The organism is Methylomonas sp. EFPC1, from assembly GCF_016925515.1.
Classification (GTDB): domain Bacteria; phylum Pseudomonadota; class Gammaproteobacteria; order Methylococcales; family Methylomonadaceae; genus Methylomonas; species Methylomonas defluvii.
Window position 1 is genome coordinate 3,514,521 of the sequence record NZ_CP070494.1, and the last position, 26,630, is coordinate 3,541,150.

A 26,630-nucleotide genomic window follows, 5' to 3' on the forward strand; every position below is an offset into this window, starting at 1 on the left:
CGCAAGTGTAGAAGGCGTCAAGACGCCAGCAGCATATTATCCAAAGTCTTTTTCGCCAGCGCCGCCTGCTCGGCAGGCACGGAGACTTGGTTGACTACATGCCCGGCCGCCAGATTTTCCAGCACCCAACACAAATGCTGCGGGTCGGTGCGGAACATCGTCGAGCACATACTTAAAGTAGGCGCCATGAAATGCACGCTTTTGCCTTGTGCCTTGCATTCCTGATTCAGGCGATTAACCAGATTCAGCTCGGTCGCCACCAACCAACGGGTATTGGCTTCGGCTTCGCGGACGATTCTCAAAATCATTTCAGTGGAACCGATGTAATCGGATTTTTCGCAGACTTCAAAACAGGCTTCCGGGTGAGATATGACGATGGTTTCCGGGTATTTTTCCTTAAAATTGTCGATTTGCTCCGGCTGGAAGGCCTGATGCACGGAACAATGACCCTTCCAAAGAATAACCTTGGCATCGCGGATTTGCTGCTCGGTCAAACCGCCCTGCGGTTTGTTGAAATCCCAGGTCACCATGTGTTCCAGCGGGATGCCCATCCGGTAGCCGGTATTGCGGCCCAAATGCTGATCGGGGAAGAACAATACTTTTTCGCGTTTGGCAAAGCTCCATTTCAGGATTTTTTCGGCATTGGAAGAGGTACAGACAATACCGTCATGCTGGCCGCAAAACGCTTTTAAGTCGGCGGCGGAATTGATGTAAGTCACCGGGGTGACGGTGTTTTCCACGTCAATCACTTTCGCCAACTCGTCCCAGCATTGTTGGACTTTGACCTTATTGGCCATGTCGGCCATGGAACAACCAGCCGCCAAATCCGGCAAAATCGCGATTTGCTCCGGCCGCGACAAAATATCCGCCACTTCCGCCATGAAATGCACACCGCAAAAGACGATATATTCGGCTTCGGATTGTGCCGCTTCCCGCGATAATTTCAATGAGTCGCCGAATATATCCGCATGTTTGAATACTTCGTCGCGTTGGTAATGATGGCCCAGAATAATGCAGCGTTTGCCGAGTTTGGCTTTGGCGGATTCTATGCGCGCGGCACATTCGGCATCATCGAGCAGGGCGTAATCATGTATGGGTAAGGCAGCAGTCATTTTTTAACCTGAAAACAAAAAGCGAGAATTTCGAAAACTTAGGCCCGACTTTTTACAGCCGGTTCCATGGGTCATGCCGACAAAGCATGATTCAGTAAAGTGAGGCCAATCCAGCCAAAACCAAGGGTGGTGACGACAAAACTCAAAGCCGAATAAATCCGCCATATCGGCTTGGACCAAAAATCCGGATCGAATGCCGCCGCCACAAACACGCCGGGATTGGTCAGACCGCCGATCACAACCAACCAACAAGCGGTGACCGGCAACGGCACTTTTGTGCCGTAAAAGCCCAGGCAAAACAGCGCCATCAACGCAAAGTCCACATGCGCCCTGATCAGGGTTTTGTAGTCTTTTAAAAACTCGCCGTCTATGCCTTTTATCGGAAACCATTTGGCAAAAGTCATCAGCCATGCGGATAACAAAATGGCGAAGATCATCAAAACGGCGCCTATCAATAATATTTCCATGATTTTTTAGTCTGTGATTGTAAAAATTAGATTGAGGTCCACGCCATTTCATTCACCAGGCCCTTATATCTTCTGATGTCGTCATTCCCGCCTGAGCGCAAACGACGATATTCGCGGGCGGAGAAGCGGAGCCCAAACCGGAAAGTGGGCGCGCTGTTCAATATAAAGCGTGCTGAAGCAAACTCATAGCCCCAGCACCGCTTTGGTTTTGTACATATTGTAAAACCACCGGCACAAACTGGCTGACCATGGACGGATTCATACCCAAAGATTGAAACGATCCGGCTAAATTCGCCAGACTGCCAAGTTGCCCGCCCATTAAGCCGCCCGCAGCGCCCAGCAAAGATTGCGAGCCGGAAGCAGAAACCTGTTGCGGTACCGAGGACAAATAGCGGTCCATATCCGGTACGGCATTGCTCAATTGCGAAAAATCACCGGGATTCATGCGTTGCTGCGCCACTGAAAAAATTGACCCCACGCCACCCAGCGCTTGCTGCGGGCTGATGCCCAATTGCCCAACCAGAATATCGATTAACCCTAGTTGGTTGGCCTGCCCCACCGCACCGGCGATAGAACCTGCTGCACCATAGACGGCTGGCGACCCGCCCAAGGCAAAAGTCTGATCTGAAACCTGCTGTTGAACCGGTGCGCAAGCGCTGATGACCGCGAGAACACCGACCGCTGTAAAACCTTGCAAAACCTTCATTCTGTCGAACTCCTGAAAAACGCCGAAATACCGGACCAAGCCACATCATGGCCGCCCAAACCGGCACTGTAAATCGAAACCTGCCCAGGATACAACCTGGGCTCTTTTATCGCCGCAGGCGGACAGCCGCGGCGTCCTGTGCAATACGGCGTGTTATCTGCCGATAACCGAGAAACTCCCCGCAAACATTGTGGGTAAAAATCGGCAATTCGCATGAATTCAGTATAATCCTGGCTTTAGCCACAAGAACAATAAAGGTAAAAATATGCTGAATATTCAAAAGACGCTCGAAGACTATTATCTTCGCTTGCAAGCCCATCCCCAATACTTGCATGTGATGACCTTGCCGCTATTGCAGCGTTGGGGGGTATTTATCGGCTTGTTTTTGCTCTCGCAAATCCTGGTATTCGGCAGCCTGTACCTTATTTTTGACAAAGTCGTGGTGATCGGCTTTCTGGCCAGCGTCCTGGCGGGATTGGCTACCGGCATCGGCGCCTTGCCGGCCTTGTTCTTTAAAAATATTTCCGACCGGCTATTCAACGGCTTGCTGGGCGCCGCAGCGGGCGTAATGCTGGCGGCCACCGCGTTTTCGCTACTGGTGCCCGGATTGGATTACGGAGAGCAAATCTGGCCCGGCAAAGGCTTATGGATCGTATCGGCCGGCATGCTGATCGGCGCGCTGTTTTTACATTTTGCCGACAGCCGATTGCCGCATCTGCATTTTGATTCAGTCAGCGATCATTCCCTGGATTCGCTGCAAAAAATCTCTTTATTCATCATCGCCATCACCATCCATAATTTTCCGGAAGGCATGTCGGTCGGCGTCAGCTTTGGCTCCGGCGATATGAACAATGGCTTGGTGTTGTCTATTGCCATTGCCTTGCAAAATTTGCCGGAAGGCCTGGCAGTCGCCCTGCCCCTAGTCGGCCTGGGTTACAACAAATGGAAAGCCGTCGCTATCGCCACGTTGACAGGCTTGGTGGAGCCGGTGGGCGGCCTATTGGGCATTACCATGGTCACGGTGTTTTCGTCGATATTGCCGATTGCAATGGGGTTTGCAGCCGGTGCGATGTTGTTCGTCATCAGCGAAGAAATCATCCCGGAGACGCACGCCAAAGGCCGCTCGCGCATCGCTACATTTTCATTAATGGCCGGTTTCATCATCATGATGATCCTGGACAAAATACTGACATAAACACCGCCTAAACCAAGCGCGCCACCCAAAAAGCAGCAGCTTTTTGGGTGTTTTATCTTCCGATCAAACCCCTCAGTGCCGAATGGAATACCTAACCGCATTCATCACCCAAATAAGCACCTTAAACTTTGCGGAATTGCTCGCGACCGGCGGCACCAGCTTTGCACTGATAGCCGCCGCAGAAATTGGCGATAAAAGCCAACTGGTATGCATGACCCTGGCCTCCAAGCACAGACCGACTCCGGTGTTATTAGGAGCGATTGCCGCGTTCGCGCTGCTGAACACTTTGGCGGTGGTTTTTGGTGCGGCGATTGCAACATGGTTACCGGAATATCTGGTCGCGGCCACCGTCGCCCTGCTGTTTGCCGCATTCGGTCTGCATGCTTTGCTCAACCACGACGAAGACGATGACAACGAAGAAATCGTCGAGAAAAGTGGCCACGGCATTTTCTTTACGACCTTTTTATTAATCACCGTCGCCGAATTTGGCGATAAAACTCAATTGGCTGTCGTTGCATTCAGCAGTACCGCGCAACCGATTGCAGTGTGGCTGGGCTCAACGTTGGCGCTGGCGTTTACGTCCGCGCTGGGCGTGCTGGCTGGCCGCACCGTGTTGCAGAAAATCCCCTTGTCCTTGCTGCATAAAGCCAGCGGCGTGTTTTTCCTGATTTTATCGGCAGTCGCGGCTTATAAAGCTTACGAAAGCTTGCTGGCTGCGGGTTTGCTCTCCCAGCTTTAGCCAAATTCCAGACTTGCAGCGATTCATGGCATTTCCCAATTACCGCTGGCTAGACGTTGCGGCAATACTCGGCTTGGCGGGGCTGTATTGCCTATTAGCCAAAATTGTACTGTCTTATTTCTCGGAGACCGGTAACATCACCTTGGTGTGGTTTTCCGGCGGATTGGGATTGGCCGCCTTGTTGCTGAAAGGCCTTCGCTATTGGCCAGGCATATTTCTGGGCGCGTTCGCCGCCGGCTTGATGGTAGACGACTCGCTCCCACTGTCTTTTGCCATTGCAACGGGCAACACACTGGAATCGGTGACAGCCGCCTACCTGCTAAAACACCAACAGCGTTTTTCTTTAGACTTAACCGAGCCAGGCCACTTTATCTGGCTAACCCTGACCGGCGCCGCTTGCTCGTTGATCAGTGCAGGCATTGGCCCTTTGGCTTTACATCAGGCCGGCTTCATACCGCTAGCGGCTATGCCGCAAGCGATTTTACATTGGTGGATGGCGGATGCTTTCGGTATTGTCACGACCACCCCGATATTATTGGTTTGGCGAAATTGGCCAAAGCAATGGTTTGCTGAAAAGCGCGGCCTGGAAGCGTTGCTGCTGATCATTGTTGCTTTGTTCGCCGGCCAAGTAGTATTTCTCGATGCTTTCCAGCCTGTGTTTGGCAAAATCGCCCGCGGTTACTGGATGTTTCTGTTTGCCATTTGGGCCGCCCTCCGTTTCAATCGTCATGGCGTGACCCTGATTGCCGGCTTGATTACCATCCAAGCGCTATTCGGTGCCGCACATCATCTAGGCTTTTTCGGCGACGACTTCGAGAAAAGCGAATTGCTGAATCTTTGGTTTTATATATTGGTACTGTCCTGGACCGGCACCACTTTGGCACTTACTCTGCACAAGCAGCAGCTGATTACCTCAGGACTGAGCGATAGCGAAAAACGTTTGAAGGCTATCATCGACTACTCGCCAGTACCCCAGGCCATTTACAACGCCGAAGGCAAGTTCACATTGCTAAATCCGGCTTTCAGCAAAGCTTTCGGTTACACCTTGGAAGACATTGAAACGCTTGACGAATGGTGGCCCAAAGCCTATCCGGACCCTGCCTACCGCCAGAATATTATGGAAACCTGGCTGGAGTTGACTGATAAATCCCGTCGCGTGCAAAGTTTCGAAACCCTCCAAGCGGAAATTCATTGCAAACACGGCGAACGGCGCACTGTACTCGCCGGCTCGGTATCCCTGGGCGAATCTTATGTCGGAGACAATCTGGCCATTTTGTTCGATATTACCGAGCAACTAAAATCCGAAAAAGCGCTGACCGAATCCCATTTACTGTTGCAGACCATCCTGGAAACCTTGCCAATCCGTGTATTCTGGAAAGACCTGAATTCTCGCTATTTGGGCTGTAACGCGCTATTTGCCGGCGATACCGGACAATCCAGCTCCAGCGATTTAATCGGCAAGGACGACAGTCAACTGAATTGGCGAGATCAAGCCGCAAGTTACCAAGCAGATGATCGCCAGGTGATAACATCGGGGGTAGGCAAACTGGCGTATGAAGAACCCCAAACCACACCTGCCGGCAATACCATTTGGCTACGCACCTCGAAAATACCCTTGCGCAATTCCGATCATGCAATGATCGGCATTTTGGGGATCTACGAAGACATTACCGAAAACAAAGTCCGCGAAGACGCTTTAGCCCAATCGGTTTCCTTGCTAAAGGCTACGCTGGAAGCCACGGCCGACGGCATTTTGGTGGTCAGCCTGCAAGGTCAGATCGTTACTTACAATCAGCGTTTTTTTGAACTGTGGCAGTTGCCCAGCACGGCTGTTGGAGAAGATAAAGACGATATAAAACTTTTGCATTTAGCCGTTAAGCAGCTAAAAAATCCCGATGCGTTTTTCGACAAAGTTCAGGCTCTTTACAATCACCCCGCGGCAGAAAGTTACGATCTGATCGAGTTTACCGATGGCCGGATTTTTGAACGCTATTCCAAGCCACAAAGTATCGCCGACAAAATTGTCGGCCGCGTCTGGAGTTTTCGCGACATCAGTAATCAACATCGTACGGAGCAAGCGCTGCAAAAGAAAGAATATTATCAACGCGCATTGCTGGATAACATTCCGCATGCGATTTGGCTAAAAGACACCGATAGCCGCCTGCTGGCCGTCAACCAGGAGTTCGCCAACGTATTTTCCGCCGTCAACCCGGAGGCGCTGGCGGGCAAAAACGATTTCGACATTGCCCCGCCGCAACTGGCCGAAAGCTACGTCGCCGATGACCGGCGCGTGATGGCTTTGAGAGACAAATTGATTGTCGAAGAGGAAATTGTCGATCGCGGCGTGCGCAAATGGTTCGAGACCTATAAAGCGCCTGTAATGGATGAGCAAGGTCAGTTACTGGGTACGGTTGGTTTTGCCCGCGACATCAGCGAGTTGCGCAAAACCGAAGAGAACCTGCGGCTGGCGGCCCTGGTTTATCACAACAGCAGTGAAGCGATGATAGTGGTGGACAGCGACAATACCATCCTCAGCGTCAACCCCGCATTTACCAAGATGACTGGGTATACGGAGGCCGAGGTTGTCGGTAAAAGTCCGCATGTTCTCAGTTCCGGCGAACATGATGCGGCGTTTTACCGAGAACTGTGGGCCAAGTTGCAAGCTACCGGTGCGTGGCGCGGAGAAATAAAAAATCGCTGTAAGGATGGCCGCCTGTTCGTCGAAGAGCTGACCATCAACACCATTTATGATACGGAAGGCAAGCCGCTACGCCGGGTCGCCCTGTTTTCCGACATCACTCAGCGTAAACGGTCCGAGGAACAAATTTGGCGACAAGCCAACTTCGATCCGCTCACCGGCCTACCTAATCGGAGGATGTTCCGCGACCGCCTGGAACTGGAAATCAAAAAAGCCCACCGCATGGGCCAATTGTTTGCCCTGTTGTTTATCGACCTGGACCGCTTCAAGGAAATCAACGATACGCTGGGCCACGATATGGGCGACAACTTACTGAAGGAAACCGCGCGGCGTTTACAGACCTGCGTGCGGGAGTCCGATACCGTAGCGCGCTTGGGGGGCGACGAATTCACAATTATCTTGAGCGAGTTGGACTGCATCGAAGTGTCCGAACCGATAGCTAAAAACCTGCTGCAAAAACTCAGTGCACCGTTTAGCTTGGACGGCGAACTGGCTTATGTCTCTGCGAGTATCGGCATCACGTTTTATCCAAACGACAGCACCGATTTAAGCCAATTACAAAAGAATGCCGATCAGGCCATGTACGCTGCTAAAAACCAGGGCCGTAACAACTACCATTTCTTTACCCAAGCCTTACAGGACGCGCTGGAAGCCCGCGCCGCAATGCTCGGCGACTTACGTACGGCGCTGGCCAATACGCAATTTTTGCTGTGCTATCAACCCATCGTCGATTTGCTGAGCGGCGAAGTGCATAAAGCTGAAGCCCTGCTACGCTGGCATCACCCAAAACGTGGCTTGATTAACCCGGCAGAATTTATACCGCTGGCGGAAGAAACCGGTCTAATCAGAGAAATCGGCGATTGGGTATTCGAAACCGCGGCACGGCAAGTACAAACGTGGCGAACCACTATCCATCCCGAATTTCAAATCAGCGTCAACAAATCGCCGGTACAATTTCAAAGCCCCGAGCATGCCCCTCAAGACTGGTTCAACTATTTGAATCGACTGGGATTGTCTGGCCAAAGTATTGTGGTGGAAATCACCGAAGGCTTGCTGTTGGACGCCAATCTGTCTGTACACAATCATTTGATGGCGTTCCGCGACGCCGGCATGCAAGTCGCTATAGATGACTTCGGCACCGGGTATTCCGCATTGTCTTATCTGAAAAAATTCGACATTGATTATTTGAAAATAGACCAGTCGTTCGTGCGCAATTTAACGGAGGATTCGAACGACTTCGTACTTTGCGAAGCCATCATCGTTATGGCGCATAAATTGGGCTTGAGAGTCATAGCAGAAGGCGTGGAAACCGAGCAGCAACGCGATTTGCTGACCGCTATCGGCTGCGATTACGGTCAGGGTTATCTGTTTGCCAAACCGCTGCCGGCGGCAACATTTGAACAACAATTCGGTAAATCAGCATAGCGGATTCTCAGCCGTTCCCCGCCGCCGATGCAGTTATCTTTGTTATCACACTCGCTAACGGGCAGGCGGCAGCCCAGTCAATAAAAACGCTGCTATTCGATGATAGACCGGCTTATACGGAAATGCCGGCCACCGATACATTGGGGGGATTAATAATTCAGCATTATGGCTATTGCAGGCCGCCGCATGCTAAACCGCACTAATCACCACGCCATCCGGCTTCAAGCTCAAGGTTAAGTCACCGCGCAATAAGCCCTGCAACTCCCGACCGGCCATGTTGTAACGCCAGCCGTGCAACAACAAGCAATCCTCATCGCCGGACAGTAATTGCTCCAGATCCTTGCGGGTAGCCAAGATGATGGGATTCAGCGAGTTTTCCTCAGCACGGATTCTGACCACCGCGCTGAGTACATCCAGTATCGCTTCGTGCTGTTGGGTTTTCTTGCCGGCTTGATCCTTTTCGGCCAAGGGTTTGGGCGGACGTTGTTTGGCACTGTCGATCAATTCGCAAATCGTTTTGCCGTAACGATTGACGGTACGGTCGTTGATGTTGCGGATCTTGGCTAGATCGGCCAAGGTCACGGGTTGTAATTTGCCCAGTTCCAGCAGCAAATCGTCCTGCAACAACCAACTGCGCGGTTTGTTTTCTTGCTGGGCGGTACGTTCGCGCCATTCGGTGAGACTTTGCATGATGGACAATTGCTTGCCGGTCAGTTTGTTTTTGCCGCGAATCTTCAACCAGGCATTTTCCGGCGAGAGTTGGTAAAGCTCCGGATCGTTCAACAAGGCAAAATCACTTTCCAGCCAATTTGCACGCCCTAACTTATCCAATTGCTCGCACATGATTTTGTAGATCTTGCACAGGTAAATTACATCGTCGGCGGCATACTGGATTTGATCCTGGCTCAAGGGCCGCTCCGACCAATCGGTACGGGTATGCGCTTTGCTGAGATTGACGTTTAAAAAGCTGGATACCAGCATCGCATAACCCGGATTTTCCTGAAAACCCAGCAGCGGTGCGGCAATCTGCGTATCGAAAATCGGGCCCGGAATTTTGCCGGTAATCTGGTAAAAAATTTCCAGATCCTGCCGGCAGGAATGCAGCACTTTGACAATATTGGGATTGTAAATCGCCTCTAACAGTGGCGTTAAATCGGCAATCGCTAACGGATCGACACAAGCCACCCACCCCGGCGCGGCTATTTGCAGTAAACAAAACTTGGGGTAATAGGTTTTCTCGCGAAGAAATTCGGTATCCAGGGCGATCCAGGGCTCCTGGCTTATCAGTTGGCAAAGGCTATCGAGTTGATCCGGGCGGTTGATATATTGAATAGTCATAGTCGCTATGGCAATTAACGGGGCTTGCCGAAAAACGGCGTGACTGCGTATTTTACCCCGTCGGGGCGTGATTGACTGAAATATTCCGGCATTGGCCGACGCGATGCAAATCAGGAATTTTTCCTTTTTATTGCCGACACTGGAACCCCCGGCCCTGCTTGTTTACCATGCCGCTTTTGTTTTGTACTCAGGTAAATTTATGAAAAAAGTTGCGCTCGGCGTGCTGCCATTGTTCAGCATGCTGCCCTTAGCCGAAGCCATAGCCGCGGAAGTTGCGACCAATCTGGAGGAAGTGGAAGTTGTGGCGGTAACGCCTTTACAATTCGGCGGCGTCGATATCAATAAAATTCCGGCGAATGTGCAAACAGTGTCAGCCGAGAAATTGCAGGAAGCCCAAGCCCTGTCTCTGGCGGACTACATGAACCGCTATCTCGGCAGCGTCAACATCAACGATGCGCAAAACAACCCCCTGCAACCCGATGTGCAATACCGCGGCTTCAGCGCGTCCCCGCTGATGGGCTTGCCGCAAGGCCTGGCAACGTATGTCAACGGTATTCGTTTCAATGAACCGTTCGGCGATATGATCAACTGGGACTTAATCCCTAACGGCGCTATACAGAATATGAGCCTGCAACCGGCATCGAACCCGGCGTTTGGTTTGAATGCGCTGGGTGGTTCGATCAACATCAACACTAAGACCGGTTTCTCGGCACCCGGCCACAGTTTCGAAGCCCAAGGCGGCTCCTGGGACCGCCATTCCGAAGAACTCACCAGCGGTTGGAACAACGGCACCTGGGGCTATTTCCTGGATGCCAAATATTTCAACGAAAAAGGCTGGCGCGCCCACTCCCCGAGCGAAGCCAAACAAGGCTTCGGCACCCTGAGTTGGCGCGGCGTTAAATCCGGCCTGGACTTAAGCATCGCCGGCAGCGACAACACCTTGCGCGGCAACGGCGCCCTTCCCCAGGAAATGCTGGCATTCGGCCGCGATCAGGTATTTACGCATCCCGACATTACCCGCAACCGGATGATGCTGGTGTCGCTGGCCGGCGATACCTGGCTGAACGACCACAATCAATTATCCGGTACGATGTACTACCGTCGAAACAAGATCGGCACCTATAACGGCGACGGGAGCGAATTTGGCGAATGTATTGATGAAGGCGCTGGCGAGGACAACTTTTTGTGCGCCGAATCCGGCGGCGAGTTGGACGATGAGGGCTTGTTCGATCTAGGCGGCAGTAATATAGATGCCTCACCAGCGGTCGAGGGCGGCACCATCAACACCTCCAGCACACTACAGCAATCGTTCGGCTTCGCCTTGCAAAATGCTTTCGACCACAAAATATTCGGCCGCAACAACCATCTGGTAGGCGGGGCCAGTTTCGACCACGGCAACGCCCGCTATCATGCCGACACCCAGCTGGGTTCGTTAACCGCTGACCGCGGAGTGTCAGGGGGCGGGGTATTGCTGCAAGACGCCCATGTCCGCCTGACTACCGAGACCGATCATTACGGCGTATTTTTAACCGACACCTATTCCTTGACGGACAAACTGGATCTGACCGTCTCCGGCCGTTACAACCAATCCCATATTAAACTGCGCGACCATGTCGGCGACGACCTGAACGGCTCGCACTCATTCGACCGCTTCAATCCGGCGGCGGGTCTGACCTACGCCTTCATGCCGGAATTGACCTTTTTCGGTAACTACAGCGAATCGTCGCGGGTACCAACACCGATGGAGTTAAGCTGCGCTAACCCGGACGATCCGTGCCGCTTGCCCAACGCCTTCGTATCCGATCCGCCTCTCAAGCAAGTAGTCGCCAATACCTTCGAAACAGGGGTGCGCGGCCGGTTGAAAAACTTGCTGCCGGGCTACATGGACTGGAATTTGGCTTTATTCCGCACCATCAACAATAACGACATCATCTTCAAGAGCACCGGCGGTGTCGGCAGCAATGTCGGTTATTTCGACAATGTCGGTTCTACCTTACGCCAAGGTGTAGAAGTGGGATTAGCGGGTAATTTTTACGAGCGCTGGCGCTGGTCTAGCCATTACACCTATATCGATGCCAGCTTCGAAACGCCGTTTCTGGGCAGCAGCCCCAACAATCCGCTGGCGGATGGCGACGGCAATATCCAGGTACAGGCCGGCGACAAGCTACCCGGCATCCCAGCCCATCAGTTCAAGTTCAGCGCCGACTTCGACATCGTCTCCGCCTGGACTCTGGGAATGGATATGAATTACAACAGCTCGCAATATCTGCGCGGCGACGAAGCCAATTTGACGGCCAAGCTGCCGGGATTCGTTGTATTTAATTTGCGTAGCGAATACCGCTTCAACAAAAACGTCGCGCTGTTCGGTAAAGTGAGCAATTTGTTCGACCGCCAATATGCCAATTTCGGCACCTGGGGCAACACCGGCGATGTACTTGACGGCGTGGGATTGCCAGGCGACCAACAAAGCCGCTTCATTGGCGTGGGCGCGCCTCGCGCCGCTTGGATAGGCATTCGCCTGACGATGTAGTCCAAACCTGGACGAGGAAAACGGCTGAAATTAGCCGTTTTCCTCGTCCAGCTGATTGTTGTTACGGGTTTGCCTGAATTTATTCGGCTTGATGCGTTTGATGTTGAGGCGATGCGGTCCTATGGACGCTTCGGTCAATAACTGAAAAATATCCGCCGGCATGCCGTCCGGTAACTCCACCAACGTATACGTGTCGCGAATGTCGATCCTGCCAATGCGCTTTTTATCTACGCCGGACTCTTCGACCAATACCGCTTGAATATCGTCGCGACTGATTTGGTGCTGGCTGCCGACGGCCAGTCGATAACGCACCATTTTGCCATTTGCATGCGGACCGCGACTGTGAGGTTGCGGTAGAGGAACCAACAACCTGGGCTGCTGAGTATGAGTATGCGCGGGATACAGGTTGGGTTGGCTTAGGTAAACCAAGGCCGCGGCGCAAGTCAATAGGTCTATATCCAATTCCGCCGCGGTACGCTGAATCAGCTCCCGTTGCTGGGCCAGATCTTCTTCGCTGACTATGCGTTGCAAGCGCCTTTTAAACTTATCTTCCTTACGACTTTCGGCAGAGAAAGCATTCATAGTGCCTTACAATCTATCCAGATCGATTTCCACAAAAGCCTCGTCGCGCAAGCGCCGCAACCATAATTCGGTTTCTTCCTCGATTTTACGCTTACGGATTTCCTCGCGAATCTTGTCTTTTTTGAATTGCTCGCTGTTGTCCTGATTTTCGCGCCCCAAGACCTGGATCATGTGCCAACCGAACTGGGTTTGCACCGGCTGACTAATCTCGTTAATCGCCAACTTGTTCATCGCTTCCTCAAAAGGCGGCACTAATGCCCCCGGACCCACCCAATCCAGCGAACCACCGTTAATCGCCGAGCCTTTGTCGTCGGAATGCGCGCGCGCCAAATTGGCAAAATCGTCACCGTCATTGATCCGTTCTCTCAGCGCTATCAAACGCTTCTGCGCTTCGGCGTCGTCCACCAATTCATTGGTCTTTATCAAAATGTGCCTGACCTTGGTTTTGGTAACGATATGCTGTCCGGCACCCTCAGTTTCCAGCATTTTAATGATATGAAAACCGCTGGGACTGCGGATCGCTTCAGAGACATCGCCTTGATTCATCGTCGTCACGACTTCCGTAAACAGGGATGGAATCTGGCCGATGCTGCGCCAACCCAGATCGCCGCCCTTCAAGGCGTTATCGTCGTCGGAGACACTAACCGCAACTTGTTTGAAATCCTTGCCGCCGCGTAAATCGGCGATGACTTGATCGGCCTTGTCCTTAGCTTTTTGAATCGCGGAGGCCGAAGCCGCCTCCGATACCGCAATCAGAATATGCCCTAAATGATACTGGGAATTGCTCTGGCCGGCTTTGCTCTGCGTTTCCATGTAATGCAACACTTCGGCATCGGTAACTTTGACCCGCGAACCGATTTCCCGACCGCGCAGCTGGTTGATGATAATTTCGTTGCGCAGATTATCTTCGAACGCTTTGTAGTCCATGCCTTGCTTGACCAACTCGTTACGAAAACTTTCAACAGACAGGCCGTTCCGGCTGGCTATATCAGCAACTGAAGTGCTGAGCATTTCGTCGCTGACCTGTACGCCCGATTTAGCCGCCAGTTGCCGTTGCAACTTGTCGACCACCATGCGTTCCAACACCTGTTTGCGCAGCACATATTCGGGTGGCATCGTTACGTTGTTACTACGCAATTTGCTGACGATGGCCCCAACTTCGTTATTCAGTTCGCGTTCCAGAATCACATCTTCTTCCACCACCGCCACTATTCGGTCCAACACCTGGGCTTGGCCCGGAGCGATGTAAGCGCTTAGCAGCAAACAGAAAATCACTACCCATTTTTTTATCATGCGTTGCTTACTCAAAATAGCTGGCTTTGCGATAGCCTTTCAGGTTGGTTTGCAGGAACGTATCGACATTGTCACCGAAGCTGGACAGACCTTTCAGTTCCAACTGTACGAAAAACGCGGTTTCCGGCTTGGTGCTAGGATCGATAAAGGCGATGGTATTGGCACCGTTGATAAAGCGCCTGCCCAGAATACGGAAGCGCCAGCAACAGTTTTCCCGCTCCACGCCAATGAAACTTTCCGTGGTTTTATCGAAATTCAAAGAGTACTGCCAGCGACCGAAGCCGTACCATTCGCCAAACAAAGGTAAGCGGAACGATACGTCGGTTTGCGAGATGGTTTGTAAGCTGTCCAAGGGGTTACGACGGTACCGATAGCCAAGGTTCACAATCTGGTTCGGTTGCATATTGTATTTTAACGCCACCTGGCCACGCGCGAAGCCGTTGGCTTCCGGATCCCATTGGGTACCGGTCATATACGACCAATGTTTGCTGAATTGGCCGCTCAGTTCTCCGACGAAATTGGAGGTATTACTGGTCTCAATCGGCTGCCCAGGCATCGTCACGGTTCTGTCCTGGAAATACATAATCTGCCCCAGACTGACTTTTAAAGGCTCCAAACCGGTATTGGAATCGATAAACCGCGAAACGGTGGCCAGCGTGATCTGATTGGCGTCCTGTATCCTGTCCCCACCGGCGAAACGGTTTTCCCGGAACAAGCTGTAAAAATTGGTATCGTACAGAGCGGTATCGAAGACCGGAATATTGCTTTGATCCTTGCGCGGGATATACAAGTAAAAAGCCTGCGGCTCCAAGGTGTGCAGATACTGCGAACCACCGAAATTAAGGTCTTTTTCGAAATTCATGCCGCTGCTAACCGAGAAGATCGGCAAGGTCCGGCTAATAGTACTGGGCTGCCCGGCTAAGGTTTGGTTGCTCAATTGATACTGCGTGTATTGGCCGGTGATTTTCGGGATGAAATACCCGGCGCTACTTTCCAATGGCAAGCTGAGTGACGGGGCAATATTAATCCGCTGACCGTTAACCAGATCAGTGTGATAGAAATGGGTAAACTCGTTATTCATCGCCAGCGTAACCGGCAAACCTTCAAACGCATGCGCCACATTGAAATTGACGCGAGGCAGCATATCGTAGGGCATCGCGGCATCGGGAATGGTTTTATCCACAGATTGATAATGATATGCCCCTACCGACAAACCTAGAGCGGTGCCGGCAACAGCCCCGCCGTAACTCAGTAATGCGGTACTGGGCAAATAACTGGTATTTTGGAAACCCAAGGCATTATTCAAGTCGTTGAAATAGGTTTTGTCGGACACGTAGTTCAAATCCAACAAGGAATTTAAACCCGGCAACAAGGTAGATTGATCCTTCCAGCTTGCCGAGTAACGGGCCTTGTTGACCAATTGATCGTTGGGCATATATTCCGCAGAAAACGTACCTCTGGATATATCGGTCAGATAGCGGAATTTATTGCGTAACTGCTCACCACGCTTACTCATGTAACGCGGCGTGACAATATCGTCGAAGTTGGGGGCGATATTCCAATAAAACGGCACGGAAACGTCAAAACCGTTCCGTTGCGTACTACCCCAAGTTGGCGCCAACAGGCCCGACAGGCGGCGATTGTCGGTAGGGAAGGAAATATAAGGCGTGTACAACACCGGTACGCCTTTAAATTCCAGCCAGGCGTTTTTCGCTGAACCTTGTCCGCTGTCCCGGTTAATTTTCATCCGCGAAGCATGCACAATCCAGTCCTGATTGCCCGGCGCACAACTGGTAAACGCGGCATCGTTATAACGCGACAAGCCTTTACTCTCGCGATAAACCACCCCGGCGTTGCCGCGAAACGGCGCCTCCGCGACGATAAATTGCGCCTTGCGCAAGCGTGCTTCGTCTTTACCCAGGCTCAACGAGGCGGTCTCGCTGGAAAAAGCCAGCTGGTCTTCGCTGTATAACACGCTACCTTGTGCGTCCAAGGTTTCGGCAACCGTATCGTAACTGGCCTTGTCGGCAACCAAATGCTGATCCGCGCGCACCATATCCACATTACCGGCAAAATTAAGCACTTCGCCGTCGAAGACTTCCGAAAAATCGGCATTAATATCGGTAGTTGCTGCGTCGCGGACTTCGGCGGAGGTGGCTCTGATTTTGCGTTTTTTAGCACCCCACACTTCGCAGCTTTGCCAAGGATCTTTATCAAACTCGGCCCGTAAGGTTTGAAAATCCCGCTCTTGTTTGCGATCAAAGGTAGGCGTAAACCAAGACGAACCGGACTCTTCACTGCTGCCGCCTTCGGCTACGACATGGGCCTCGCCTTTCGGATCGGCACCCACCAGATTACAGTTCCAACCGCTCTTATCATCACCGGTTTTGCAAGTCCAACCGGGCACTTTGCCGGTATTGGCATTGGCTGTTTCGGTTTTGGGCTCGACTTTTTCCAGCACCGGTTTTTGATTTTCAGTCACTTTAACCCGTAACTTTTGCGGCTCGGCAACGGCTTTTTCCACCGCCTTTTCAACCACCTTAACTTTTTCCGGCTCGGGTTCCGGTTTGATCGCTTGCTGAACCGGCGCGGGCACGACGGGAACAGGCGGCTGCGCGACTGTTTCCGGCTGGGCAGGCTTGGTTTGGGCGGGCGGGGTGGGTTTAATCACTTGCGGCTGAGCAGTTGGCTCGTTGCCAGCAGGTGTTTGATTTAGACAAGTCCATTCGCCATTTTTGGTTTGCTCACAATTCCACGCCGCATTATTGGCAGCAGAGGCGACGCCCGTAAAAAACAATAATGCTGAAGAAATAGTATAAAACCGATAATTCATGTCTTGGCGAATGCGGCTAAATTGACTTAGCGGAATGGAAATCGAATAAAATGCTTGTCATCATTTTACCTTAGGTTGACCCGCAATTAATAAAAATGTACGTTTCCAGCTCAGACCGCCGCTTGGCGGAGCTTGTCGATTGGCTCAATAACGACGTCGCTCTTGATATACAACAAATCACCCCTGCTTCCAGTGACGCCAGCTTTAGGCGATATTTCCGAGTTGAGCACCGGGACGGCTGCCACATTGCCATGGATGCACCACCGGACAAGGAAAATACCGAACCGTTTGTACGCATCGCCGGATTGCTGAAACCGAGCGATATTCATATCCCGAATATCTATCAACAGAATAGCCGACAAGGTTTTCTGTTGCTGGAAGACTTAGGCTCCACAAGCTTTCTTGACCGCTTACAAACAGGCGATGCAGAACTGTTGTATCGACAAGCCATGGACAGCTTGTTCAAACTACAAACCGGCGTAAATCCGCTCGATTGCGGCTTGCCGGTTTACGACAGCGCTCTGCTACTGCGGGAACTCGGTATTTTTTACGAATGGTTTTTGGAAAATCTACTGGGCATTACGATTCCCCATACGCTCGCGACATCTCTCAACGCTATCTTGATTGATTCGGCACTTGAACAGCCGCAAGTCTGCGTGCACCGCGACTTCCACTCGCGCAACCTGATGGTGCTGGAACACAACTCACCGGGTGTTATCGACTTTCAAGACGCCGTCGTCGGCCCTATCAGCTACGATTTAGTGTCGCTGCTGCGCGACTGTTACATCGCTTGGCCCGAACAGCAAGTCATCAGCTGGGCCCAGCAATATCATCAACGCCTGTTGTCAGCCGGACTGCTGAAAGCCGATTTCAATCAATTCAAGCGCTGGTTCGATCTGATGGGCATGCAACGCCACCTGAAAGCCGTCGGCATTTTCGCCAGACTGCATCTGCGCGACGGAAAATCCGATTATTTGGCCGACATTCCGCGCACCCTGGCTTATATTTCTAGGGTTTGCGAGCTCTATCCCGAGCTCACCGAGATGCAGCAGTTTCTGCAAGAACAGGTGCTGCCGCGTGTCGAGGCATCTGCATGAAGGCAATGATTTTAGCGGCCGGGCGCGGAGAAAGAATGCGGCCCTTGACCGACCACACCCCCAAACCCTTATTGAAAGCCGCCGGCAAGGCGCTGATTGAATACACCCTGGAAAACCTGGCACACGCCGGCTTTACCGAAATCGTCATCAACATCGCCCATCTAGGCGCGCAGATTAAAGACTATTGTGGAGATGGTAAGCGCTGGAATGTTTCGATTGGGTATTCAGATGAAGGCGAAACCGCGCTGGAAACCGCCGGAGGCATTGCCAAGGCCCTGCCTTTGCTGGGCAATGAGCCGTTTCTGGTGCTTAACGCCGACATTATTTGCGATTATCCCTTGGCCAACTTGCGAACCCAAGCCATTGATCTGGCTCATTTGGTGATGATCAATAATCCGCCGCATCACCCGGAAGGTGACTTTTCGCTGAATGCCGACGGTGTATTGTCGGAACAAGGCTTGAACAAACTCACCTTCAGCGGTATCGGCGTTTATCACCCCAAGCTGTTTGCCAACATCCCGGTCGCGCCGTTAAAACTGAGACCGGTGTTAAACCAAGCCATGCAGCAACAGCGGATTAGCGGGGAGAAGTTTTCCGGCCTGTGGATGGACATAGGCACACCGGAACGCTTGGCTGCACTGAGTGAGCATCACTCCCGCCTCAGGGGCCTACATGCCGAGGATGGCATGTATTAGAAAGGTTTGACGACGGCCAGCAAGACTATGGCGGCTAAAAACAATACCGGAATCTCGTTGATCCAGCGGAAATACACATGCGAATGCCGGTTGCGATCATGCTTGAAATCCAGCAGCCATTTGCCGCAAAACACATGGTAAAACACCAGCAAGCCCAACAAACCCAACTTTAGATGTAGCCAACCGCTGCCGGAATACAGCATCCAGGCGTAATCGCCCAACATCCACACACCAAAGATAAAGGTACAAATCATGCCGGGCGTCATGATGCCATAGTACAGTTTGCGTTCCATGACTTTAAAGCGCTCGTTGCTGATACTGTCGTCGCTCATTGCGTGATAAACAAATAACCTGGGCAAATAAAACAAGCCGGCAAACCAGGTCACCATAAAAATCAAATGTAAGGCTTTTAACCAGAGCATGAGGTTCCCGAGACTGACTAACGTAAAATTTCGGTGGTCACCGGTGCGGGCATGCCCGGTAACGCGGTGGGAGGCGCGACAATCAACACCCTATTACTGTTTTGTTGCGCTTGTCTTTCCAAGGCTGCTGCTTGGCGTTGTTCCGCTTCAACTTGCTGCTGTTGCGCAATCGCACTTTGCTTTAGGGCATTTGTCGATTCGGTTTGGTTTTTCAGTATCGCATCGCGTCTTTCAGCTTCCAGTTTGGCGGCTTTGGCAGCTTCCTGTTCGTTTTGCAGGGCTTCCAGCTTGGCTTTGGCCGCTGCCTCTTGTGCTTCATTGGCTTGAATATCCAACTGCACGGTCTTATCGCTGGTTTGGCAAGGTTTGGCCTGATAAATGGTTTTGCCGTCCTTGCCGATACATTTAAATACCTCCGCGCTTGCCGAGTGATAACTCAGAACCATCGCCAGCAAAATTAACACCCTCATCGCACACCTCGTCAAAACGCCATTTGCTCGGGCCATAGTTTAGGGTAAAAATTCAGTCTGTTTTCAATAGTTAGGAAAAATCCTTGCGCCAAAATAGCTTATGTCGTTATCCGGCTAGTCAAATCGATTAGGTCCCCAGATCTTGCTCGGTCATCTCCGCCAACGCATCGCGATGTTCGCGGCGAATTAATATTAGGTTCCTGGCATACACAAAAGTACCGGGCAATTGACCCAGGATAATCACGGGATCCACTCGGTGAATACCGTAAGCCAATACGATGACCCCGCCCGACAAACTGAAATACCAAAAACTTACCGGAATCATGCTCTTCTGGTGCCGCTCGCTGTGTATCCATTGCACGATAAAACGCATCATGAACAAGGTCTGGCCCACCAAACCGATGCTGAGCCAAATTATGTCATTCGAGTCCATGATAGATAAATGGTGCTGCCATTTATCCGCCAAATGCGTAAAAAAATAAACGATTCCATTTTCCATGTTAAAGACTCCTAAAATACGCCGGAACAAACGGGTTGAACCAGCAACTAGCCACGCTGAATCTCGCTGACAATTGGCAGGCTATGGCGTTTTTTCAACCAAACCACGCCCAGCAAGTCGACGATGCCAACCAGCGCCCGGTCCAAGGTTCCGTACTTCGACGTGCCGAAATTTCTCGGCCTATGATTCACTTTTACGGAAATGACATTTCCGCCCGCCATCCGGATTAACGCCGGCAGGAAACGGTGGATATGATCAAAATACGGTAAGGCCAAAAACTTATCGCGCAGGAATAACTTCAAGCCGCAACCGGTATCCGGCGTGGCGTCATGCAAAATTGACTGCCGCACCGCGTTGGCAAACTTGGAGGAAAACTTGCGCCAACCGGTATCGTTGCGCTTATGCCGAAAGCCGGCCAGCATCCACAATTGGCTGTCGTTTTGCTCGCGCCAAGCCGCGACCAGATGGGGTATATCGGCCGGATCGTTCTGGCCGTCGCCGTCCAAGGTGGCGATCCATGGGTAGCGCGCTGCCGAAACGCCGGTATGCACGGCACGGCTTTGTCCGCAACTGCGTTGATGTGTCAGCACGCGCAGAGTCGGATATTGTTGCATTGCACCTTGCAGTTTTAGGCCAGTGTCATCGGTACTACCGTCGTCCACAAAAATCATTTCATAGGTTTCCCCATCGCCCAGCGCACGATGGATTTCCTCGATCAGCAATTCGACATTGTCCGTTTCATTGTGAACGGGGACTACTACAGAAATCTTCATATCTTGGTAAAAGTTGAAAAAGTTGTGAATTGTATCAAACGCTTATACACGGATAAGAATTTTGTACAGGTTTGAGTTATAGGGGCTTGACATCAGCAGCCTGCCCCGCGCGCCGAAATACCAGCCAATATTCCCGATGCGGCTGTAGATATACGACGTCGCTAGGCTGGTTTTTTTCCAGGGAAATCAGGTAACCGTCCGCATGCTGTGCCGCCCAATCGGCAAGCCGTTCAGCAGGTAAAACCGGCAGTGGCTGGGTTAATCGCCCCAAGAAATTGAATTGCCCTTGGTAATTGCCAACATAGACATAAGGAATATGCCGATCGTTAAAGCTTTTCACTTTTAACGCAGCGGGTTGCAGGTCGTATGCCGGGCCGGCATAACTAAAGAAAAATATAAATCCGACAAAAATTGCCGCCACCAACGCAGTCGAGATTGCCGCAACCGACAACGTGCGCTTAATCCAAACCAATAGCGCCAACATGACGGCAATAGCCAACACACTCAAACCCCATGCCGGCTGCACAGTCTGGACCCAGTTCAATTTCGACAAACCCGGTACCTTGGGCAGATAAACTAAAAACACCCCGATTGCGCCGAACAACACCGGCAGCAACCACTCGCCACCCAATCTCGGCTTTTGGGTATGCACCACCACCTTGGCTACCAACAACGCAAACGCCGGTAACATCGGAATCAAATAATGAATTTGCTTGCTGGGCAATAACGAAAACGCCACAAAGGTTGATACCAGCCAAACCAGACAAAAGCGCAGACCGTTATCATTAAAAAATCGGCTGCCGCGCAAACTGCCCCAGAAATGCGGCCAGAACAACCAGGGGAACAAAAACATCGGTAAAAAAGGCAGATACCAAAACAGCGAACGGGTATGGATTTTGGTGCTGACTGCGCGATCAGCGGTCTGATGCCACAATATCGCGTTGGCGTATTGCTCGCCACCGGCAATGGCAGCCGGAATCGCCCAGACTAGCGCTATCGCTGCTCCGATCAAAGCTGCGAGCAACAAGCCGCTTAACCAGCGACTGAATACAATAGGACGCGGCGCCCAGACAATCACCAAAACCACGGTGGGGATTAGATGCAAAAAAATCACAGGTCCTTTGCTTAGAATACCTAAACCCAACGCTGCCGCAACCAGTATCCAACCCTTGCGCTCCGCACCTTGCACAACTTCCAGAACACCTAGCATGCCTAACAGCACCCAGCTAGTCAGCAGAATATCAAACATGATAGACGTGGCGAATAAGGTCCACAGCAACGTCGCAATCAATATCCACGGCGCCGATAAAGCGACCGCAGCCTGCTCCGGCCAAAGTTTTTCCGCCAATTTTCGCGTCAATAAAAGATTTGCCAGAGCCAAAAACGGCCCAACCAAACTTGGCCACCACTCGTTAACGCCGAATACACTCCAACCGGCCTGAATCAGCCAGAATAATAAAGGCGGCTTATGACTATAGGTTTGACCATTCAAATACGGAACAAGAAAATCGCCACGTAGCCACATCTCCCAGGCCACGCTGAGATAGCGCGTTTCATCGATGGGTATGGGCGAGCGAAAATAAACGCTTGCAGACAACAATAGCCAAAGCGGTAGGATGCCCCAGCGGTAAATCAGTTTATCGGGTATGGTCATTTTTCGAGATAATATCGATCCGGGCAATGGACATTCAAGCAACCAGAATCGTGCCAGCGTTATGCCAAAAGATTAAGCCAGTTTCATGCCAACACTATTACAGCCGGCAATGCCCGATACATCTCAAGTCGACATCAAAAGACGCCAGGATCGGTTGAAACAAACCGTTAAGCGGGTTGAATTGCCCCACTCATTACAAGGGATCAGGCGGCCACTAAGCGCCACGCCAAACTCTCTCCAGCCCGTAATGGGGTAATAGTGTCATCGGTATTGGCATAGGCTTCCGGTACCATCCAGGCTTGCTTTTCTAAAGTAACGCTCGCGGAATTGTGCGGCAAACCGTAAAAATCCGCGCCATAAAAACTGCCGAAGCCTTCCAGCTTGTCCAGTGCGCCAACCTGCTCGAAGGCTTCGGCATACAATTCCAATGCCGCATGCGCGCTATAACAACCGGCACAACCACAGCTATTTTCTTTCAAGCCGGTCAAATGCGGCGCACTATCGGTACCAAGGAAAAATTTGGGATTAGCGCTGGTAGCCGCATTTATCAGGGCTTGGCGATGATGCTCGCGCTTTAAGATAGGCAAACAATAGAAATGCGGACGAATACCGCCCGCCAAAATGGCATTGCGGTTATAGAGCAAATGCTGCGGGGTAATAGTCGCGGCGATATTCTCGGATGCAGCTTCGACAAATTGCACCGCTTCCTGGGTCGTCAGATGCTCTAAAACGATGCGTAGTGCCGGAAATTGCCGGGTAAGCTTGCTTAGCTTGTTATCGATAAACAGTTTTTCGCGGTCAAAAATATCGTATTCCGCATCCGTCACTTCACCGTGGATTAACAGCGGTACGCCGTGTTGCTCCATCGCCGCAAATAAAGGATAAGCCGCTTCAATGTCGGCGACTCCGGCATCGGAATTGGTGGTTGCTCCGGCCGGATATAGCTTGAAGGCATGAACATGCTCGGCATCGGCCACCTTTTTGATTTCCTCAACGGAGGTACTTGCCGTTAGATACAAAGTCATCAAAGGCTGAAACGTGGAGTCTGGCGGCAAAGCGGCCAAAATTTCCTGCCTGTAAAGCAAAGCCTGCGCGACCGTGGTGACCGGGGGTTTTAAATTCGGCATGATAATGGCGCGACCGAACTGCCTGGCAGTATGCCCGATCACCGTTTTTAAAATACTGCCGGTTCTGACGTGCAAATGCCAATCATCAGGTTGGCGAATGGTCAATTTATCCATAATCTCCGGGCGTTTTCATTTAAAATAGCTAGTTATTCTAACATTAAGGGCCTTGAAAATTTAAAACCCCGCCCTTAGTAAGCCGATTTAAACACTTTCAACTGGAGAAGCAGATGCCTATTTACGAATACCAATGCAATGCTTGCGGACACGAACACGAAGCGCTGCAAAAATTGGGTGCCGAGCCCCTGGTCGTGTGCCCTGCCTGCAATGAAGCGGAATTAAAAAAGAAAATTTCCGCAGCGGGATTTCGTTTGAAAGGCGGCGGCTGGTACGAAACCGATTTTAAAAGCGGCAACAAGAAAAACGTCGCCGGCGAAAGCAAAGCCCCGGAAAAAGCCAGCAGTTGCAGCGGCTGCCCGAACCATAACCATTAGGAATCTCATGGTAACTGCCAGTTTTCCGAAACGACTGGCACTTCCTAATTTTTACCTATCCCCGTATTTTGATTAACCCGAGAACAACTATGCGTAGCCACAAGTGTGGAGAATTGAACACCCAACATCTAGGTCAAACCGTTGCCCTGTGCGGCTGGGTTCATCGTCGCCGTGACCACGGCGGCGTTATTTTTATCGACTTGAGAGACCGCGCCGGCTTGGTGCAAGTGGTGTTCGATCCCGATATGGCCGAAAGCTTTGCGATTGCCGAACACGTGCGCAGTGAATATGTGCTGCGTATCGAAGGTATCGTCCGCGACCGGCCTGAAGGCACGCATAATCCCAATATGTCCACCGGCCAAATTGAAATATTAGGCAAGCACATAGAGGTACTCAACGAAGCGGAAACTCCGCCATTCCCGCTGGAAAGCGACATCGAAGTCAACGAAGAAACCCGCCTGCGTTTCCGTTACATCGACTTGCGCCGCACCGCGATGCAGCAAAAAATGAAAGTACGCCGCGATGTGACCCGCAACCTGCGTCAATATCTGGACGACCACGAATTTTTCGAAATCGAAACACCGTATCTGACCAAGGCTACGCCGGAAGGCGCGCGCGATTACATCGTACCCAGCCGGACCCATCAAAATTCGTTCTTTGCTTTACCGCAATCGCCGCAGCTCTACAAACAGTTGCTGATGATTGCCGGCATGGACCGCTATTACCAAGTCGTGCGTTGCTTCCGCGACGAGGATTTGCGGGCTGATCGCCAACCGGAATTTACCCAGCTGGATATCGAAACCTCGTTCATGAATGAACAAGAGATCATGGCGGTAATGGAAGAAATGATCCGCCGCTTGTTCAAGGAGATTATCGACGTGGATTTGGGCGACCAATTCCCGGTCATGAGTTATGCCGAAGCCATGAATCGTTACGGTTCGGACCGTCCGGATCTGCGTATCCCGCTGGAACTGGTAGACATTGCCGAGGAAATGAAAGGCGTGGATTTCAAAGTCTTCTCCGGCCCCGCCAACGATCCAAACGGCCGCGTCGTGGCCATGAAATTGCCGGAAGGCGGCGACTTGAGCCGCAGCGTGATCGACGAACTCACCAAATTTGTCGGCATTTACGGCGCAAAAGGCTTGGCTTATATCAAAGTCAACGATTTAGCTGCTGGTGTCGAAGGCTTGCAGTCGCCTATCGTCAAATTCGCTCCGGCTGATGTCTGGGCCAAAGTCATGGCGAAAGTGGGCGCTCAAAACGGCGACCTGATTTTCTTTGGTGCCGACAAAGCCGGCATCGTCAACGAAGCCATGGGCGCTCTGCGCGTTAAGCTCGGCCTGGATCGCAACTTGTTGACCGGCCCCTGGAAACCGCTTTGGGTCGTGGACTTCCCGATGTTCGCCTGGGACGAAAAAGCCCAACGCTACACCGCAATTCACCATCCGTTTACCGCACCGAGCTGCTCGGTGGAAGAATTGGTCGCCAACCCCGGCACCGCGCTGTCTCGCGCTTATGACTTGGTGTTGAACGGCACCGAAGTCGGCGGCGGCTCGATTCGGATCAACCGCACTGCGATGCAACAAACCGTATTCGACATTCTCGGCATAGGCCACGAAGAAGCCCGCGAAAAATTCGGCTTCCTGCTGGATGCCTTGAAATACGGCGCGCCTCCGCATGGCGGTATCGCCTTTGGTTTGGACCGCTTGGTGATGTTAATGACCGGCGCCAGCTCGATCCGCGACGTCATAGCGTTCCCGAAAACTCAGACTGCCGCTTGCCCATTATTCAATGCGCCGGCATTGGTCAGCGAAGAACAATTGAAAGAATTGGGTATAAGACTGCGTACCCCTGCCGGCAAAACAGAAAAGCAGGATTAAGGTAAATCTGAGGGCGGACTGTCTTGTCCGCCCTTTGTTCTTGTTAAGCTTACCACCGGATACCTTGGGAAGCAGTCATCCAAGGTATTGATATACGTCAAAAAACCCCACCAAATACTCGTTGACTTTTTTTGCCAAATTGATAAGTTAATCACGTTATTTTTATTAAATAACAGATCCCGGTCGCGGATCTTCGCATGGCATAAGGATTACCGCCCAACACTCCGAATGAGGAGGGGGATGCTATGAATAAAATAACTCCACATCTACTTCGCGATTTGAACTCTACTCTTCCTGAGGGCACGGAGTGCTATCTGTGCGGCGCAGTCAGAAGAGCGCTACACCATTACCGCAAGGGTCGCGAACCCGTGGCCTACCTAGACAAAGATCAAGCTCTACCGGTGCTAGCCCATCGCCTTGGCCGCGGCCTTAGACGCTTTTTCGTAGACGACATACAAACAGCGCTAGATGCTGCAGACCATCCGGACCAGCAAAAAAGCTCGCTCAGCTGGCCCTACTAAATAAATCGATTAATCGTTTTTAGGTACACCTACCTACTACATCCCCCTTCGGCGAAGGGGGAGTTTTTTCAAGCCTTTCAACA

At 51.7% G+C, this 26,630-nt stretch carries 21 protein-coding genes; 8 read left to right on the forward strand and 13 right to left on the reverse strand.

Features of this window, described 5'->3' with window-relative positions:
- Positions 1 to 17 precede the first annotated feature (17 nt).
- The 3 genes from nadA to JWZ98_RS16170 all read right to left on the reverse strand — a co-directional run bounded on the left by nadA (position 18) and on the right by JWZ98_RS16170 (position 2,285).
- Positions 18 to 1,112, reverse strand: a complete 1,095-nt coding sequence (gene nadA / locus JWZ98_RS16160) for a quinolinate synthase NadA (protein WP_205450924.1) — start codon at positions 1,110 to 1,112, stop codon at positions 18 to 20.
- 71 nt (positions 1,113 to 1,183) lie between these two features.
- Positions 1,184 to 1,579 carry a hypothetical protein gene (locus tag JWZ98_RS16165; RefSeq protein WP_205450926.1) on the reverse strand — a complete coding sequence of 132 codons (396 nt, stop codon included), beginning with the start codon at positions 1,577 to 1,579 and terminating at the stop codon, positions 1,184 to 1,186.
- 157 nt (positions 1,580 to 1,736) lie between these two features.
- Positions 1,737 to 2,285 carry a DUF2780 domain-containing protein gene (locus JWZ98_RS16170; RefSeq protein WP_033155505.1) on the reverse strand — a complete coding sequence of 183 codons (549 nt, stop codon included), beginning with the start codon at positions 2,283 to 2,285 and terminating at the stop codon, positions 1,737 to 1,739.
- A gap of 265 nt (positions 2,286 to 2,550) precedes the next feature.
- Here JWZ98_RS16170 and JWZ98_RS16175 point away from each other — a divergent pair, with 265 nt between their 5' ends.
- From JWZ98_RS16175 to JWZ98_RS16185, 3 genes are all read left to right on the forward strand, one after another.
- The gene (locus tag JWZ98_RS16175; RefSeq protein ID WP_205450928.1) at positions 2,551 to 3,480 is read left to right on the forward strand and encodes a ZIP family metal transporter; all 930 of its coding nucleotides are present in this window, start codon (positions 2,551 to 2,553) and stop codon (positions 3,478 to 3,480) included.
- 82 nt (positions 3,481 to 3,562) lie between these two features.
- Entirely contained in the window at positions 3,563 to 4,219 is a 657-nt protein-coding gene (locus JWZ98_RS16180) for a TMEM165/GDT1 family protein (protein ID WP_205450930.1), read from the forward strand.
- Between the two features lie 25 nt (positions 4,220 to 4,244).
- Positions 4,245 to 8,342 (forward strand): EAL domain-containing protein, encoded by a 4,098-nt coding sequence (locus JWZ98_RS16185; protein WP_205450932.1) that lies wholly within the window; start codon positions 4,245 to 4,247, stop codon positions 8,340 to 8,342.
- Positions 8,343 to 8,531: 189 nt separating this feature from the next.
- Here the strand turns inward: JWZ98_RS16185 and rnd are convergent, their stop codons facing one another.
- The gene (rnd, locus tag JWZ98_RS16190) at positions 8,532 to 9,680 is read right to left on the reverse strand and encodes a ribonuclease D (protein WP_205450934.1); all 1,149 of its coding nucleotides are present in this window, start codon (positions 9,678 to 9,680) and stop codon (positions 8,532 to 8,534) included.
- Positions 9,681 to 9,879: 199 nt separating this feature from the next.
- Between rnd and JWZ98_RS16195 the strand changes: the two genes are divergently transcribed.
- Positions 9,880 to 12,210, forward strand: coding sequence for a TonB-dependent receptor (locus JWZ98_RS16195; protein ID WP_205450936.1), 2,331 nt, complete (start codon positions 9,880 to 9,882; stop codon positions 12,208 to 12,210).
- A 30-nt stretch (positions 12,211 to 12,240) separates the two neighbouring features.
- On the opposite strand, the gene JWZ98_RS16200 is transcribed toward JWZ98_RS16195, so the two are convergent.
- The 3 genes from JWZ98_RS16200 to lptD are packed head-to-tail and all read right to left on the reverse strand — an operon-like array spanning position 12,241 to position 16,756.
- Positions 12,241 to 12,792 (reverse strand): DbpA RNA binding domain-containing protein, encoded by a 552-nt coding sequence (locus JWZ98_RS16200; RefSeq protein WP_205450938.1) that lies wholly within the window; start codon positions 12,790 to 12,792, stop codon positions 12,241 to 12,243.
- A 6-nt stretch (positions 12,793 to 12,798) separates the two neighbouring features.
- Positions 12,799 to 14,085: a peptidylprolyl isomerase gene (locus JWZ98_RS16205; RefSeq protein ID WP_205450940.1), complete on the reverse strand. Its 1,287-nt coding sequence runs from the start codon at positions 14,083 to 14,085 to the stop codon at positions 12,799 to 12,801.
- A gap of 7 nt (positions 14,086 to 14,092) precedes the next feature.
- On the reverse strand, positions 14,093 to 16,756 hold the full coding sequence (lptD, locus tag JWZ98_RS16210) for an LPS assembly protein LptD (RefSeq protein WP_240348029.1): 2,664 nt from the start codon (positions 16,754 to 16,756) through the stop codon (positions 14,093 to 14,095).
- A 257-nt stretch (positions 16,757 to 17,013) separates the two neighbouring features.
- On the opposite strand from lptD, the gene JWZ98_RS16215 reads away from it, so the two are divergent.
- Positions 17,014 to 18,015 carry a phosphotransferase gene (locus tag JWZ98_RS16215; RefSeq protein WP_205450949.1) on the forward strand — a complete coding sequence of 334 codons (1,002 nt, stop codon included), beginning with the start codon at positions 17,014 to 17,016 and terminating at the stop codon, positions 18,013 to 18,015.
- Complete coding sequence (gene murU, locus JWZ98_RS16220) at positions 18,012 to 18,710, forward strand: N-acetylmuramate alpha-1-phosphate uridylyltransferase MurU (RefSeq protein ID WP_205450951.1); 699 nt, start codon at positions 18,012 to 18,014, stop codon at positions 18,708 to 18,710. The genes JWZ98_RS16215 and murU overlap by 4 nt, the downstream gene beginning before the upstream one ends.
- On the opposite strand, the gene hemJ is transcribed toward murU, so the two are convergent.
- The 6 genes from hemJ to pyrC form a co-directional block, all read right to left on the reverse strand.
- Positions 18,707 to 19,132 carry a protoporphyrinogen oxidase HemJ gene (gene hemJ, locus JWZ98_RS16225; protein WP_205450953.1) on the reverse strand — a complete coding sequence of 142 codons (426 nt, stop codon included), beginning with the start codon at positions 19,130 to 19,132 and terminating at the stop codon, positions 18,707 to 18,709. The genes murU and hemJ overlap by 4 nt on opposite strands.
- Positions 19,133 to 19,149: 17 nt before the next feature.
- Positions 19,150 to 19,602 (reverse strand): DUF4124 domain-containing protein, encoded by a 453-nt coding sequence (locus tag JWZ98_RS16230; protein WP_205450955.1) that lies wholly within the window; start codon positions 19,600 to 19,602, stop codon positions 19,150 to 19,152.
- A 127-nt stretch (positions 19,603 to 19,729) separates the two neighbouring features.
- The gene (locus JWZ98_RS16235) at positions 19,730 to 20,101 is read right to left on the reverse strand and encodes a lipid-A-disaccharide synthase N-terminal domain-containing protein (protein WP_033155518.1); all 372 of its coding nucleotides are present in this window, start codon (positions 20,099 to 20,101) and stop codon (positions 19,730 to 19,732) included.
- A 47-nt stretch (positions 20,102 to 20,148) separates the two neighbouring features.
- Entirely contained in the window at positions 20,149 to 20,874 is a 726-nt protein-coding gene (locus tag JWZ98_RS16240) for a glycosyltransferase family 2 protein (RefSeq protein WP_033155519.1), read from the reverse strand.
- A 76-nt stretch (positions 20,875 to 20,950) separates the two neighbouring features.
- Positions 20,951 to 22,528 carry a glycosyltransferase family 39 protein gene (locus JWZ98_RS16245; protein ID WP_205450956.1) on the reverse strand — a complete coding sequence of 526 codons (1,578 nt, stop codon included), beginning with the start codon at positions 22,526 to 22,528 and terminating at the stop codon, positions 20,951 to 20,953.
- A 203-nt stretch (positions 22,529 to 22,731) separates the two neighbouring features.
- On the reverse strand, positions 22,732 to 23,769 hold the full coding sequence (pyrC, locus tag JWZ98_RS16250) for a dihydroorotase (protein WP_205450957.1): 1,038 nt from the start codon (positions 23,767 to 23,769) through the stop codon (positions 22,732 to 22,734).
- Positions 23,770 to 23,882: 113 nt separating this feature from the next.
- Between pyrC and JWZ98_RS16255 the strand changes: the two genes are divergently transcribed.
- Both JWZ98_RS16255 and aspS read left to right on the forward strand, forming a co-directional pair.
- Entirely contained in the window at positions 23,883 to 24,146 is a 264-nt protein-coding gene (locus JWZ98_RS16255; protein WP_205450958.1) for an FmdB family zinc ribbon protein, read from the forward strand.
- An 89-nt stretch (positions 24,147 to 24,235) separates the two neighbouring features.
- On the forward strand, positions 24,236 to 26,026 hold the full coding sequence (gene aspS, locus JWZ98_RS16260) for an aspartate--tRNA ligase (RefSeq protein ID WP_205450959.1): 1,791 nt from the start codon (positions 24,236 to 24,238) through the stop codon (positions 26,024 to 26,026).
- Positions 26,027 to 26,630: the final 604 nt, after the last annotated feature.

What these genes read in the sequence shown, in the direction of transcription:
- JWZ98_RS16200 (WP_205450938.1), bottom strand. Translation starts at nt 12,792, where the DNA reads ATGAATGCTTTCTCTGCCGAAAGTCGTAAGGAAGATAAGTTTAAAAGG.
- JWZ98_RS16255 (WP_205450958.1), top strand. Translation starts at nt 23,883, where the DNA reads ATGCCTATTTACGAATACCAATGCAATGCTTGCGGACACGAACACGAA.
- nadA (WP_205450924.1), bottom strand. Translation starts at nt 1,112, where the DNA reads ATGACTGCTGCCTTACCCATACATGATTACGCCCTGCTCGATGATGCC.
- JWZ98_RS16175 (WP_205450928.1), top strand. Translation starts at nt 2,551, where the DNA reads ATGCTGAATATTCAAAAGACGCTCGAAGACTATTATCTTCGCTTGCAA.
- pyrC (WP_205450957.1), bottom strand. Translation starts at nt 23,769, where the DNA reads ATGGATAAATTGACCATTCGCCAACCTGATGATTGGCATTTGCACGTC.
- JWZ98_RS16205 (WP_205450940.1), bottom strand. Translation starts at nt 14,085, where the DNA reads ATGATAAAAAAATGGGTAGTGATTTTCTGTTTGCTGCTAAGCGCTTAC.
- hemJ (WP_205450953.1), bottom strand. Translation starts at nt 19,132, where the DNA reads ATGCTCTGGTTAAAAGCCTTACATTTGATTTTTATGGTGACCTGGTTT.
- JWZ98_RS16230 (WP_205450955.1), bottom strand. Translation starts at nt 19,602, where the DNA reads ATGAGGGTGTTAATTTTGCTGGCGATGGTTCTGAGTTATCACTCGGCA.
- murU (WP_205450951.1), top strand. Translation starts at nt 18,012, where the DNA reads ATGAAGGCAATGATTTTAGCGGCCGGGCGCGGAGAAAGAATGCGGCCC.
- JWZ98_RS16170 (WP_033155505.1), bottom strand. Translation starts at nt 2,285, where the DNA reads ATGAAGGTTTTGCAAGGTTTTACAGCGGTCGGTGTTCTCGCGGTCATC.
- rnd (WP_205450934.1), bottom strand. Translation starts at nt 9,680, where the DNA reads ATGACTATTCAATATATCAACCGCCCGGATCAACTCGATAGCCTTTGC.
- JWZ98_RS16240 (WP_033155519.1), bottom strand. Translation starts at nt 20,874, where the DNA reads ATGAAGATTTCTGTAGTAGTCCCCGTTCACAATGAAACGGACAATGTC.
- JWZ98_RS16235 (WP_033155518.1), bottom strand. Translation starts at nt 20,101, where the DNA reads ATGGAAAATGGAATCGTTTATTTTTTTACGCATTTGGCGGATAAATGG.
- aspS (WP_205450959.1), top strand. Translation starts at nt 24,236, where the DNA reads ATGCGTAGCCACAAGTGTGGAGAATTGAACACCCAACATCTAGGTCAA.
- JWZ98_RS16185 (WP_205450932.1), top strand. Translation starts at nt 4,245, where the DNA reads ATGGCATTTCCCAATTACCGCTGGCTAGACGTTGCGGCAATACTCGGC.
- JWZ98_RS16195 (WP_205450936.1), top strand. Translation starts at nt 9,880, where the DNA reads ATGAAAAAAGTTGCGCTCGGCGTGCTGCCATTGTTCAGCATGCTGCCC.
- JWZ98_RS16165 (WP_205450926.1), bottom strand. Translation starts at nt 1,579, where the DNA reads ATGGAAATATTATTGATAGGCGCCGTTTTGATGATCTTCGCCATTTTG.
- JWZ98_RS16245 (WP_205450956.1), bottom strand. Translation starts at nt 22,528, where the DNA reads ATGACCATACCCGATAAACTGATTTACCGCTGGGGCATCCTACCGCTT.
- JWZ98_RS16215 (WP_205450949.1), top strand. Translation starts at nt 17,014, where the DNA reads ATGTACGTTTCCAGCTCAGACCGCCGCTTGGCGGAGCTTGTCGATTGG.
- JWZ98_RS16180 (WP_205450930.1), top strand. Translation starts at nt 3,563, where the DNA reads ATGGAATACCTAACCGCATTCATCACCCAAATAAGCACCTTAAACTTT.